Genomic DNA, 13,031 nt, shown 5'->3' on the forward strand with positions numbered 1-13,031 from the left:
CGTTAAAGAGGGGATTCTCGGCCTGCCTGTACCAAGGTCCCCGAAACTGGGTAGTACCAGGGTTATTGCAGGGCGCGTGCCAGAGTTTGCAATTTTCCCCAAAAAATCATGCCGAAAAGCGCAAAGCCCCGGAATTCAGGGCTTTGGCGGTTTAAGCTCAGCAGCGGTGTTTAGCGGCGGTGGTGTTCAGGCGCTCGTGTCGGTGCCCGATGCCGGTTCATGGTGCATTGAATCGGTGCACGACCCTGAAGCTCTGTGACGGTCAAAATGTGGCAGGGGGCTTGCCCCCGATGGCGGTGTATCAGGCACAGAGGTTGTGACTGACCTACTGCTATCGGGGGCAAGCCCCCTCCACATTAGACCTCGGTAGATTGGAGATCAGGCGTCGTCGCCCTCGTCATCGTCCCCACCATCAACCTTCATGCCCAGTTCCTTGATCTTGCGCGTCAAGGTATTGCGCCCCCAACCCAGCAATACAGCGGCATCGCGGCGGCGACCGGCGGTGTGCTTGAGGGCGGTTTCGATCATGATCCGTTCGAAGGCCGGCACGGCGCTGTCCAGCAGGTTCGACTGGCCGCGTGCCAGGGCCTGGTCGGCCCATTGGCGCAGGGCCTGTTCCCAGTTGGTCACCGGCGCGGAGTCCTGCGGCAGGCTCAGCAGCTCCGGGGGCAAGTCGCTGATGTGCACTTCGCGCCCGGACGCCATCACCGTGATCCAACGGCAGGTGTTCTCCAATTGGCGCACGTTGCCGGGCCATGGCAGGTTTTTCAGGTATTCCTCGGTCTCGCTCTTGAGCAGCTTCGGCTCGACGGCCAGTTCCTGGGCGGCGCGGCTGAGGAAGTGACGGGCGAGGGTCGGGATGTCTTCGCGACGATCCGACATGCGTGGGATATGGATGCGGATCACATTGAGGCGGTGGAACAAGTCCTCACGGAATTTGCCCGCGTGCACCAGGGTTTCCAGGTTCTGGTGGGTGGCGGCGATGATTCGCACATCGACCTTCACCGGGGTGTGCCCGCCAACACGGTAGAACTCCCCATCGGCCAGCACGCGCAGTAAGCGGGTCTGGGTGTCGGCCGGCATGTCGCCGATCTCGTCGAGGAACAGGGTGCCGCCGTCGGCCTGTTCGAAGCGACCGCGACGCAGGTTGGCCGCGCCGGTGAAGGCGCCTTTTTCGTGGCCGAACAGTTCCGACTCCATCAAATCCTTGGGGATTGCCGCCATGTTCAAGGCGATAAACGGCGAGGCCGCCCGTGGGCTGTGACGATGCAGGGCGTGAGCCACCAGCTCTTTACCGGTACCCGATTCGCCGTTGATCAACACGGTGATGTTGGAATGACTCAAGCGCCCGATAGCGCGAAACACTTCTTGCATCGCCGGCGCTTCGCCGATGATTTCCGGGGTGCGCGTCAGTGTCGGCGGCGCTTCCTGGTTCTGCTGTTCCTGGGCGTGCTGGTTGGCGCGCTTGACCAGCGCCACGGCCTCGTCCACATCGAAAGGCTTGGGCAGGTATTCAAACGCGCCGCCCTGATAAGACGCCACGGCGCTGTCCAGGTCGGAGTGGGCAGTCATGATGATCACCGGCAGACGCGGGTGCTGCTCGCGAATCCGCGCCAGCAGGTCCAGGCCGCTGGCGCCGGGCATGCGGATATCGGAGATGATCACGTCGGGCTGCTGGCGCGCCAGGCGGCTCATCACGCCGTCGGCGCTGTCGAAGCTCTGGGTGGTCATGCCTTCCTGTTGCAAGGCTTTCTCCAGGACCCAGCGGATAGAACGGTCGTCATCGACGATCCACACAGTTTCACTACGGCTCATGTCGATGGGGCTCCTTGTTCCAGTGGCAGAAAGATCGAGAACGTGGTGTGGCCGGGATGGCTCTCACATTCGATCAGGCCCTGGTGCTGGCTGATGATGTTCTGGGTGATGGACAGGCCCAGCCCGGTACCGTCCGGGCGGCCGCTGACCATGGGAAAGAAAATGGTTTCCTGCAGTTCCGCAGGAATGCCCGGGCCGTTGTCGATGATCTCGACCTTGGTCACCAGGCGATGGCGCACGTGGCCAATAGTGAACTGACGCAGGGCGCGGGTACGCAGGCAGATGCGGCCCAGGCGCAGTTCGTTCTGACTGCTGATGGCCTGCATGGCGTTGCGCACAATATTGAGCACTGCCTGGATCATCTGCTCGCGGTCGATCAACACGTCGGGGATGCTTGGGTCGTAGTCGCGCACCAAGGTGATGCAGCCCTGGCTTTCGGCTTCGACCAGTTGGCAGACGCGCTCCAGCACTTCGTGCACGTTGGTCAGCGCCAGCGACGGCAACTTGTTGGAGCCGAGCATGCGATCCACCAGATTACGCAGGCGGTCGGCTTCTTCGATGATGACGTTGGTGTAGTCCTTGAGGTTCTCGTCCGGCAGCTCGCGGGCCAGTAACTGCGCCGCGCCACGGATTCCGCCGAGTGGGTTCTTGATCTCATGGGCCAAGCCGCGCACCAGCATCTTGCTGGTTTCCTGCTTGGACAGCTGCGCTTCCTCTTTGGTAATGCGCAGCAGGCGATCGCGGGGGTGTACTTCAAGCAGCAGCAGCGTGGCGCCGTTGCTCAGGATCGGGGTTACGGCGTAGTCGACGGTGAGGGTCTGGCCGGTAAGGGCGGTGAGCATCGCTTCGCGCTTGGTGAAGGGGTGCGCCTGTTCAACCGCCTGGCGCAACGAACTCAAGGCCTCGGCCGACTCGGTGAACAATTCGCTGATGAACTGCCCATGGCTGCGCTGGCCGCTGATGGCCAGGAGCATTTCCGCCGCCGGGTTCATGTACTCAAGACGTAGATCGTCATTGAGCAGGATGGTCGCGGTGGTCAGGTTGTCGAGTAGCAAACGGTGCAGTGCATCGCTGATGGTCATCAGGACCTCTTTTGGAGCAAGGCGCGGGCTTGAGGCACACGCTGATACCAAGAAAATGCAAAAACCAAACCAAGGCTCCGAAAAGAAGCGCGCAGGCCCTGAAATAAGGGTTTTTGGCGCGAAACTGTGGCGTTCTGCCAGCTTTATCGTGAAGTTTCGAACCAAAATGGGTTTTCGGATTGGGTAGGGTGCAACTTGTCGCACCAATATAGTGCGAATTGATGACGTTTGTTCAGCAAGCGTGAAGGCAGGATCGTTTGGGGCAAACGATCCTGCGATGCATAAGGCGGTCAGTGGGTTTGCGAAAGCGGTATACCGGGGCTACCGGCATAGAACACCAGCAGTTCGACCGGCGTGTCGCCCGTACTGCCGCGATGCTCGATGCCCACCATTTCGGCCAGCGTATCGCCTTGGCGCAATGTGCGGGTGGCACCGCTCTCACGGGCTTCGACCTGCAATTCGCCGGAAAGGATATACGCCGCGTTGGGTATGGGATGGGTGTGCCACGGCAATTGGGTATTGGCCGGGATATTGAGGCGTATCAGGGTCAACTGTGGAGCGCCCGAAGAGTAAGCCTTGTAAGGCGTGCCGTCCCATGACTCGTTGCTTTGCAGCAGTAACTCGGTTTTGATGGGGGCCGTATTCGGTTGTGGGGTGGTGCAGCCGAGCGCGGACAAGCACGCGGCTGCAGCGATCAAGCCGTTGAAGGATTTCATGGGGCCATCCTGTGTGGTCAATGACCCGCCAGGCTAGGGTGAGCCCCCAATCGGAAGATGCCGGAAACTGCCTAGGATGAGGTAGTCCACGTATTTATTTGCTGGCAGGCGCCTGGAGGCATAGCTCGCCAGTGGCGCGGGCTCTTGCTATCTGCATCAAGGGCTCGTGCAGTGGCTCGTGAATCGCCCTGGCCACCCATTGAGGGCATTGCGGGTTGTTGCGCTGTGGGGCGAAGTCGGCTAATTGCTGCAAGAGGCGTTTTTGCAACTGATCCAACTGCGGGCGGATTTTACCCACCAAGTCCGGGCGTGGCAGATCCGGGGCCTTGCCCATGAACTGCCAGTCGGACAAGCGCGTGTATTGCACGAGTTTGTTGGCCTCGATCTGCGCGGCGAAAAACTGCTCGGCAACAGCGGGGTCGAGTTTGTAGTTGGGCGCCTGGGCGGCGACGCTGGCGAGCACTTCCTGTTCGCGCTGTTTATCTTCTACCGGCTTTTTGCTGTCCCATTTGCTCAGCGCGACCTGGTCGGCGATGGCCAGGCGTTCGGTGATGCTGTTGAGTAAAGGTTCCAGGCTGGGCGGCGCAGCGCTGGCGCTGGCGCTGGCCAATAACAAAGCGAACACAAGTCGACGTTTCAAGGCTGTTCTCCTTGTGGGAGGGGGCTACACCCGATGGCAGAGTGTCAGCCAGCACCAGTATCAGCTGATCCACCGCTATCGGGAGCCAGCTCCCTCCCACCTTTTTGATTGGGTTTGCAGATACGGAGCTATGTAATGTCCGGGCAAAAAAAAGACCTCCCGAAGGAGGCCTTTTTCATCGCGCTACGTCAAGCAGCGCAACCGGATCAGCAGCTGTAGTACAGCTCGTATTCCAGTGGGTGTACGAAGGTGCGTACTTTGATTTCTTCTTCGCTTTTCAGGGCGATGTAGGCATCGATAAAGTCGTCGCTGAACACGCCGCCTTTGGTCAGGAACGCACGGCCCTTGTCCAGCTCTTCCAGGGCTTCTTTCAGGCTGCCGCACACTTGTGGGATCTCTTTGGCCTCTTCAGGCGGCAGGTCGTACAAGTTTTTGTCGGCGGCGTCGCCAGGGTGGATCTTGTTCTGGATGCCGTCCAGGCCAGCCATCAGCAGGGCGGCAAAGCCCAGGTATGGGTTGGCTGCCGGATCCGGGAAGCGAGCTTCGATACGGCGAGCGCGAGGGCTGGACACGTAAGGAATACGGATCGAAGCCGAACGGTTGCGAGCCGAGTAGGCTAGCATTACAGGTGCTTCGAAACCTGGGACCAGACGCTTGTAGGAGTTGGTCGATGGGTTGGTGAAGCCGTTCAGGGCCTTACCGTGCTTGATGATGCCGCCGATGAAGTACAGGGCGGTGTCGGACAGGCCGGCATAACCTTCGCCAGCGAAGGTGTTCTTGCCATCTTTGGCGATGGACAGGTGAACGTGCATACCCGAACCGTTATCGCCGTACAGAGGCTTAGGCATGAAGGTAGCGGTACGGCCGTAAGCTACGGCAGTGTTGTGCACGCAGTATTTCAGGGTCTGAACTTCGTCAGCCTTGGCCACCAGGGTGTTGAACTTCACACCGATTTCGTTCTGGCCGGCAGTGGCCACTTCGTGGTGGTGCACTTCGATGACCAGGCCCATGTCTTCCATGGCGTTGCACATGGCGGTACGGATTTCGTGGTCGTGGTCGAATGGCGGAACTGGGAAGTAGCCACCTTTGATACCTGGACGGTGGCCATGGTTGCCGCCTTCCACGTCCTGGTCGGACATCCACGAACCTTGTTCGGAGTAGATTTTGAACATGGAGCCGGAGATGTCGGATTTGAACTTCACTTCGTCGAAGATGAAGAACTCTGGCTCCGGGCCTACGAATACGGTGTCACCGATACCGGTGGACTTGAGGTATTCCTCGGCACGCTTGGCGATCGCACGTGGGTCGCGGTCGTAGCCTTGCATGGTCGAAGGCTCGATTACGTCGCATACCAGGATCAGGGTCGGCTCTTCGGTGAATGGGTCCAGCACGGCAGTGCTGTCGTCCGGCATCAGGATCATGTCGGAGGCTTCGATGCCTTTCCAGCCAGCGATGGAGGAACCGTCGAACATTTTGCCTTCTTCGAAGAAAGCTTCATCCAGCGCGTCGCGAGCCGGCATGGTCACGTGGTGCTGAGTGCCTTTGGTGTCCGTGAAGCGCAGATCAATCCATTTAACGTCATGATCTTTGATGAGTTGAACCGACTTCGACATAGTGTCCTCCGGGTGGCTTCGGGCTGGGGTAGTGGAGTTAGCCCTTAGAATGTGGGTGATGCCGGCGCGGATACTCCGCCATGGCAACCTGCCTCACAAGAGAGCAAATTGCATGCCAGTGCGCCAACATGGGTTTTCTGTTCCAAAAACGCCCCTATAAAGGTGCATTGCGACAAAACTGCAAAAACAGCGCACCGCAATGTGGCGCGGCTCGCGTTAAACGCACTGCTTTAGTGCGTGGCGGTTGAAGTGCATATTAACTGGTTAAACCTTGAGCGATTTCCGCTATAATCCGCGCCCCCCTTTTTCGGCAGGCCCTGCGCGCGCTGTTTCCATGAAATTAATCGTTAAAGTCTTCCCCGAGATCACCATCAAAAGCCGACCGGTACGGACGCGTTTCATCCGTCAGTTGGCCAAGAACATCCGTGCCGTGCTCCGCGATCTGGACCCGGCTGTGGTGGTGAACGGCGTGTGGGACAACCTCGAACTGGAAACCCGTGTTACCGACCCCAAAGCCTTGAAGGATATGACCGAACGCCTGAGCTGCATGCCGGGCATCGCGCATTTTCTGCAGGTGGACGAATACCCGCTCGGCGACTTCGACGACATCACCGAGAAGTGCAAACGGCACTACGGCAGCTCGCTGGAAGGCAAGATTTTTTCCGTGCGCTGCAAGCGTGCCGGCAAGCATCCCTTCAGCTCGATGGACGTCGAAAAATACGTCGGCAGCAAGCTGCGTCGCGAGTGCGGCGCCGCCGGAATCTCCCTGAAAGCGCCGCAAATTGAAGTGCGCATGGAAATTCGCGACCAACGGTTGTTTGTGATCCACAGCCAGCACAACAGCATCGGCGGCTACCCGCTGGGCGCCCTGGAACAGACCCTGGTATTGATGTCCGGCGGTTTCGATTCCACGGTGGCGGCCTACCAGATCATGCGCCGCGGCCTGATGAGCCACTTCTGCTTCTTCAACCTGGGCGGGCGTGCACATGAATTGGGCGTGATGGAAGTCGCGCACTATATCTGGAAGAAATACGGCAGCTCCCAGCGTGTGCTATTTGTGAGCGTGCCGTTCGAGGAAGTGCTGGGAGAAATTCTCGGCAAAGTCGATAACAGTCATATGGGCGTAGTATTGAAGCGTATGATGTTGCGCGCTGCGTCCCGAATTGCCGATCAATTGCAGATCGACGCGCTGGTGACCGGTGAAGCGATTTCCCAGGTGTCCAGCCAGACGCTGCCCAACCTGTCGATCATCGACTGCGTCACCGAGAAGCTGGTGTTGCGTCCGCTGATCGCCAGTCACAAGCAGGACATCATCGACCTGGCAGAGCAAATCGGCACCGCCGACTTTGCCAAACATATGCCGGAGTACTGCGGGGTCATTTCGGTGAACCCCAAGACCCACGCCAAGCGTCACCGCGTGGAGCATGAAGAGAAAGAATTCGACATGGCGATTCTGGAGCGTGCGCTCGAGAACGCCAAACTGGTCCCGATCGATCGCGTGATCGACGAGTTGGGCCAGGATGTGCAGATCGAAGAAGTCAGCGAAGCCCTGGCCGGCCAGATCGTCATCGACATCCGTCACCCGGATGCCGCCGAGGACGAGCCGCTGGAGATTCCTGGCATCGACGTACAAACGCTGCCGTTCTATGCATTGAACGCGCGTTTCAAGGAACTGGATAACAGCCGTCAGTACCTGTTGTATTGCGACAAAGGCGTCATGAGTCGCCTGCATGCTCACCATTTGCTCAGTGAGGGGCATGCCAATGTGCGCGTTTATCGACCGAGCTAAGAGCCCGGGGCTGTTTGCCTGTGGCCTGCGTCACCGGCCCCCCGACTCTGCCGTCAAGCTGTAACGGCAAGGCCTGACTCTACTGTTAATCGCTGCCACGACCTGACAGCACACCGAATCCTCTGATCGAGATACACAAGTGATCGAAAATCTACGTAACATCGCCATCATTGCTCACGTTGACCATGGTAAGACCACCCTGGTAGACAAACTCCTGCGTCAATCCGGCACCCTGGAGCGCAACGAGCTCAACGACGAGCGCGTGATGGACTCCAACGACCAGGAAAAAGAGCGCGGTATTACCATCCTGGCGAAAAACACCGCCATCAACTGGAACGGCTACCACATCAACATCGTGGACACCCCGGGCCACGCCGACTTCGGCGGCGAAGTAGAACGCGTAATGTCGATGGTCGACTCCGTGCTGCTGCTGGTTGACGCTCAAGACGGCCCTATGCCGCAAACCCGTTTCGTGACCAAGAAGGCGTTCGAAGCCGGCCTGCGTCCGATCGTGTGCATCAACAAGGTTGACCGTCCAGGCGCGCGTCCGGACTGGGTTCTGGACCAGATCTTCGACCTGTTCGACAACCTGGGTGCCACCGAAGAACAGCTGGACTTCAAAGTCGTCTACGCCTCGGCCCTGAACGGCATTGCCGGTCTGGACCACAACGACATGGCCGAAGACATGACCCCGCTGTACCAGTCGATCGTCGACAACGTACCAGCACCGGCTGTTGACCGTGACGGCGCGTTCCAGATGCAGATCTCCGCACTGGACTACAACAGCTTCCTGGGTGTTATCGGCGTTGGCCGTATCGCTCGTGGTCGCGTCAAGCCGAATACCCCGGTTGTGGCTATCGGCGCCGACGGCAAGAAGCGCAACGGTCGTATCCTGAAGCTGATGGGTCACCACGGCCTGCACCGCATCGACGTCGAAGAAGCTGCAGCCGGCGACATCGTGTGCATCAGCGGTATGGACTCGCTGTTCATCTCCGACACCCTGTGCCACCCGGACACCGTAGAAGCGATGAAGCCGTTGACCGTCGACGAGCCAACCGTTTCCATGACCTTCCAGGTAAACGACTCGCCGTTCTGCGGTAAAGAAGGCAAGTTCGTGACCTCCCGTAACATCAAGGAGCGTCTGGACAAAGAGCTGCTGTACAACGTTGCACTGCGCGTTGAAGAAGGCGACTCGGCCGACAAGTTCAAGGTCTCCGGCCGTGGTGAGCTGCACCTCTCGGTACTGATCGAAACCATGCGTCGCGAAGGCTTCGAAATGGGTGTTGGTCGTCCGGAAGTGATCATCCGTCAAGTTGACGGCGTGAAGCAGGAACCGTTCGAAAACGTCACCATCGACACCCCTGAAGAATCCCAGGGCAAGGTCATGGAAGAGATGGGCCTGCGTAAGGGCGACCTGACCAACATGGTGCCGGATGGCAAAGGCCGTGTTCGTCTGGAGTACAACATCCCTGCTCGCGGTCTGATCGGTTTCCGTAACCAGTTCCTGACCCTGACCAACGGTGCTGGCATCCTGACCTCGATCTTCGATCGCTACGACACCATGAAGTCCGGCGACATGTCCGGCCGTCAGAACGGTGTTCTGGTTTCGGTTGAAACCGGCAAGGCGCTGACCTACTCCCTGGAAACCCTCCAGGCACGCGGCAAGCTGTTCGTTGAACACGGTCAAGAGATCTACAACGGTCAGATCGTTGGTCTGAACAGCCGTGACAACGACATGGGCGTCAACCCAACCAAAGGTAAGAAGCTCGACAACATGCGTGCTTCGGGTAAAGACGAAACCATCGCCCTGGTTCCACCTGTTCGCTTCACCCTGGAACAGGCCCTGGAATTCATCCAGGACGACGAACTGTGCGAAGTCACGCCGAAGTCGATCCGCCTGCGTAAGAAGATCCTGGACGAAGGCGAGCGTACCCGCGCTGCCAAGAAAGCCAAGAACTGAGTTAACTCAGGCTGAATGAAAAACGCCCCCGGTCGAAAGGCCGGGGGCGTTTTTTTATGCCTGCAGATTTTGGGGTGGCTGTTCTGGCCTCATCGGGGGCAAGCCCCCTCCCACCTTTGAATGTGTTCACAGATCAAAATGTGGGAGGGGGGGCTTGCCCCCGATAGGGCCCTCAAGCCCCCCACAAAACCCCGATCAGAACTTATCGAGGGTCTTGAAGTTAGTCTCGCGCACCACTTCCTTGGGCTTATACGCGCAATACCCCGGCCGCGGCCCGATCTTCGGGTGGTTGCGGCAAGTGTCCGGGCGTTTGTCATAAATAGTGCAGAAGCGGGTTTTACGATCCAGGTACAGGCAGTCGTTATTGCTCATGCGCTGCAGGGTAAAAATCTCGGACTTGTTGTTGTAGCGCTCGACGATGCCTTCCTTCTGCAACCGCTTGGCGATGTTCTTCGGCGGGTCGCCGCGTTCGAACTCATCGACGATACCAATGCGGATCAGGTCCTTGATCTTCACCTCAACCGGCAGCGTGCAGCAGCTGGACACGCAGCCGCCGCACATATGGCTGGAGTATTTCTGCCAGGTTTCGAGACGGTCGAGTTCCGCGGCGGCGATCAGTTGAGGCTTCATCAGGGTTCCAGGGTGGGGCGGTATCAGGGCGCGCGATCATACCGGGATTGGTGCTTTTTTGAACAATATTTTGCGGTTTTCAGCTAAAAGGCGGCGCGGCGCAGGATCGGGCACGGCCCCTGCATCTAATTCCGGCAACGGTGAATGAGTTAAAAAACTGCCGAACCAGAGCCTCTGCCGTCTGTCAGACCGACTAGGCTCTAGCAACTCCTTCAATCTCGCCCGAGGTCACACCGATGTCTCAGGAACCGCTTGCACGAGAAGCAGAGGTAGCCGCGTTTCGCGATGCTGTCTTGACCAAACTCACCTATGCGGTGGGCAAGGACCCCGATCATGCCTTCGACCACGACTGGTTCGAAGCCATTGCTCTGGCCGCCCGCGACCAAATGGTCGACCACTGGATGGATCACACCCGACGCATCTACCGTAAAGGCCAGAAGCGGGTGTACTACCTCTCCCTTGAATTCCTTATCGGCCGCCTGCTCTACGACAGCCTGAGCAACCTGGGCGTGCTGGAAATCGCCCGCGATGCGCTGGCCGAGCTGGGCGTCGACCTGGAGCGAATTCGCCTGCTGGAGCCCGACGCGGCCCTCGGCAACGGGGGCCTGGGCCGTCTGGCGGCGTGTTTTATGGAAAGCATGTCGACCTTGGGCATTGCCGGCCACGGTTATGGCATCCGCTATGAACACGGCCTGTTCCGCCAGGCCGTTGTCGACGGCTGGCAGCAAGAGCAGACCGAACGCTGGCTGGATTTCGGCAACCCCTGGGAATTCGAACGGGCCGAAGTGATTTACCCGATCGGTTTTGGCGGTAGCGTCGAAACATTGGCGGATGCCTCCGGCAAGATGATCCAGGTCTGGTCGCCCAACGAAACCGTACGCGCCGTGGCCTATGACACGCCGGTGGTCGGCTGGCGCGGCGCCAGCGTCAACACCCTGCGCCTGTGGCGTGCCCGCGCGGTGGAAGACTTGCACCTGGAGCGCTTCAACGCCGGTGACCACTTGGGTGCGGTGGCCGAAGTGGCCCGTGCCGAGAGTATCTCTCGCGTGCTGTACCCGGCCGACAGCACGGAAGCGGGGCAGGAACTGCGCCTGCGTCAGGAATACTTCTTTGTTTCGGCCTCGCTGCAAGACCTGCTGCGTCGCCACAAGAACATGCACGGTTCGGTCTTGAGCCTGGGCGAACACGCCGCCATCCAGCTCAACGACACCCACCCGTCCATCGCCGTGGCGGAGTTGATGCGTCAATTGGTCGACCTGCACGATATTCCGTGGGAAGCCGCGTGGGACGTGACCGTCGAAACCCTGTCCTACACCAACCACACATTGCTGCCCGAGGCCCTGGAAACCTGGCCTGTAGGCTTGATGGAACGCATGCTGCCCCGGCATATGCAGATCATCTACCTGATCAACGCCCAGCATATCGACTCGCTGCGCGCCAAGGGCATCCACGATTTCGACGTGTTGCGCGCCGTGTCGCTGATCGAAGAAGACAACGGCCGCCGCGTGCGCATGGGCAACCTGGCGTTCCTCGGGTCCCATAGCGTCAACGGCGTGTCCGGCCTGCACACCCAACTGATGCGCAGCACGGTGTTCTCCGAACTGCACAAGCTGTACCCGGAACGTATCAACAATAAAACCAACGGCATCACCTTCCGCCGCTGGCTGTATCAGGCCAACCCCCAGCTCACCCAGATGCTGGTGGACGCTTTGGGTCCTGACATCCTCGACAACATGGAGACGCGCCTGGGCGAGCTGGAAACCTTCGCCGAGAAACAGGCGTTCCGCAAATCCTTCGCCGAGCAGCGTCTGCACAGCAAGCGTGCCCTGGCCGAGATCATCCACGAGCGCCTGGGCATTTCGGTAAACCCGGCGGCGATGTTCGACGTGCAGGTCAAGCGCATCCACGAATACAAACGCCAGTTGCTTAACCTGCTGCACACCGTGGCGCTGTACCAGGCGATCCGTGCCGAGCCGGAAACCGACTGGGTGCCGCGCGTGAAGATCTTCGCCGGCAAGGCTGCGGCGAGTTATCACCAGGCCAAGTTGATCATCAAGTTGACCAACGACATCGCCCGCACCGTCAACAACGACCCGACCGTGCGCGGCCTGCTCAAAGTGGTGTTTTTGCCCAACTACAACGTCAGCCTGGCCGAGAGCATCATCCCGGCGGCGGATTTGTCGGAGCAGATCTCCACGGCAGGCTTCGAAGCCTCGGGCACCAGCAACATGAAGTTCGGTCTCAACGGCGCGTTGACCATCGGCACCATGGACGGCGCCAACGTGGAAATGCACGAGCGCGTGGGCGCCGACCACATGTTTATCTTCGGCCTCAGCGCTCAGCAGGTGGAAGCGCGCAAACACGCCGGTGAATTCCACGCCGGGCCGGACATCGCCGCGTCCCATCGCCTCAACGATGTGCTGCAAGCGATCCGGGGCGGGGTGTTCTCGCCTGACGATCCGGGCCGCTATGTGGGCTTGATCGACGGGCTGATCGATTACGACCGCTTCCTGGTGTGCGCCGACTTCGATTCTTATTGGGAGGCCCAGGCCCGGGTCGAAGCGCATTGGCACGATTCCAAGGCGTGGTGGCGTTCGGCGGTGCTCAATACCGCACGAATGGGGTGGTTCTCGTCGGACCGGACCATCCGCGAATACGCCACCGAGATCTGGAAAGCACTCGACTAAACAGCGCAGTTTGAAAGTGTGGAAGGGGGCTTACCCCCGATGGCAGGGTGTCAGTTTGCAGATATGTGGACTGGTACACCGCTATTGGGGGTAAGCCCC

Annotated in this window: 9 protein-coding genes; 3 read left to right on the forward strand and 6 right to left on the reverse strand. The window is 59.4% G+C overall.

Annotation, left to right across the window (positions count from 1 at the left end):
- Positions 1–378: 378 nt before the first annotated feature.
- The 5 genes from ntrC to glnA form a co-directional block, all read right to left on the reverse strand.
- Positions 379–1,815, reverse strand: a complete 1,437-nt coding sequence (gene ntrC / locus YA0848_RS05125; protein WP_034095448.1) for a nitrogen regulation protein NR(I) — start codon at positions 1,813–1,815, stop codon at positions 379–381.
- Positions 1,812–2,897, reverse strand: coding sequence for a nitrogen regulation protein NR(II) (gene glnL, locus YA0848_RS05130; protein ID WP_034095449.1), 1,086 nt, complete (start codon positions 2,895–2,897; stop codon positions 1,812–1,814). The genes ntrC and glnL overlap by 4 nt, the downstream gene beginning before the upstream one ends.
- 290 nt (positions 2,898–3,187) lie before the next feature.
- Positions 3,188–3,613 (reverse strand): cupin domain-containing protein, encoded by a 426-nt coding sequence (locus tag YA0848_RS05135; RefSeq protein ID WP_169902987.1) that lies wholly within the window; start codon positions 3,611–3,613, stop codon positions 3,188–3,190.
- Positions 3,614–3,707: 94 nt separating this feature from the next.
- A complete protein-coding gene (locus YA0848_RS05140; RefSeq protein ID WP_047881456.1) occupies positions 3,708–4,253 on the reverse strand; it encodes a chorismate mutase in 546 nt (181 codons plus the stop codon).
- A 206-nt stretch (positions 4,254–4,459) separates the two neighbouring features.
- Positions 4,460–5,866 (reverse strand): glutamate--ammonia ligase, encoded by a 1,407-nt coding sequence (gene glnA, locus YA0848_RS05145; RefSeq protein ID WP_034095452.1) that lies wholly within the window; start codon positions 5,864–5,866, stop codon positions 4,460–4,462.
- 334 nt (positions 5,867–6,200) lie between these two features.
- On the opposite strand from glnA, the gene thiI reads away from it, so the two are divergent.
- Both thiI and typA read left to right on the forward strand, forming a co-directional pair.
- On the forward strand, positions 6,201–7,655 hold the full coding sequence (gene thiI, locus YA0848_RS05150; RefSeq protein WP_034095453.1) for a tRNA uracil 4-sulfurtransferase ThiI: 1,455 nt from the start codon (positions 6,201–6,203) through the stop codon (positions 7,653–7,655).
- Between the two features lie 139 nt (positions 7,656–7,794).
- Entirely contained in the window at positions 7,795–9,615 is a 1,821-nt protein-coding gene (gene typA / locus YA0848_RS05155) for a translational GTPase TypA (protein WP_016972267.1), read from the forward strand.
- A 195-nt stretch (positions 9,616–9,810) separates the two neighbouring features.
- Here the strand turns inward: typA and YA0848_RS05160 are convergent, their stop codons facing one another.
- The gene (locus tag YA0848_RS05160) at positions 9,811–10,245 is read right to left on the reverse strand and encodes a YkgJ family cysteine cluster protein (RefSeq protein WP_034095454.1); all 435 of its coding nucleotides are present in this window, start codon (positions 10,243–10,245) and stop codon (positions 9,811–9,813) included.
- A gap of 236 nt (positions 10,246–10,481) precedes the next feature.
- On the opposite strand from YA0848_RS05160, the gene YA0848_RS05165 reads away from it, so the two are divergent.
- Positions 10,482–12,932: a glycogen/starch/alpha-glucan phosphorylase gene (locus YA0848_RS05165; RefSeq protein ID WP_034095455.1), complete on the forward strand. Its 2,451-nt coding sequence runs from the start codon at positions 10,482–10,484 to the stop codon at positions 12,930–12,932.
- Positions 12,933–13,031: the final 99 nt, after the last annotated feature.

Origin of the sequence: Pseudomonas sp. S4_EA_1b (assembly GCF_016307435.1) — a bacterium.
GTDB classification, from domain to species: Bacteria; Pseudomonadota; Gammaproteobacteria; order Pseudomonadales; family Pseudomonadaceae; genus Aquipseudomonas; species Aquipseudomonas rhodesiae.

Coding starts and splice junctions, on each gene's coding strand:
- ntrC (WP_034095448.1), bottom strand. CDS start 1,815: ATGAGCCGTAGTGAAACTGTGTGGATCGTCGATGACGACCGTTCTATC.
- glnL (WP_034095449.1), bottom strand. CDS start 2,897: ATGACCATCAGCGATGCACTGCACCGTTTGCTACTCGACAACCTGACC.
- YA0848_RS05135 (WP_169902987.1), bottom strand. CDS start 3,613: ATGAAATCCTTCAACGGCTTGATCGCTGCAGCCGCGTGCTTGTCCGCG.
- glnA (WP_034095452.1), bottom strand. CDS start 5,866: ATGTCGAAGTCGGTTCAACTCATCAAAGATCATGACGTTAAATGGATT.
- thiI (WP_034095453.1), top strand. CDS start 6,201: ATGAAATTAATCGTTAAAGTCTTCCCCGAGATCACCATCAAAAGCCGA.
- YA0848_RS05160 (WP_034095454.1), bottom strand. CDS start 10,245: ATGAAGCCTCAACTGATCGCCGCCGCGGAACTCGACCGTCTCGAAACC.
- YA0848_RS05165 (WP_034095455.1), top strand. CDS start 10,482: ATGTCTCAGGAACCGCTTGCACGAGAAGCAGAGGTAGCCGCGTTTCGC.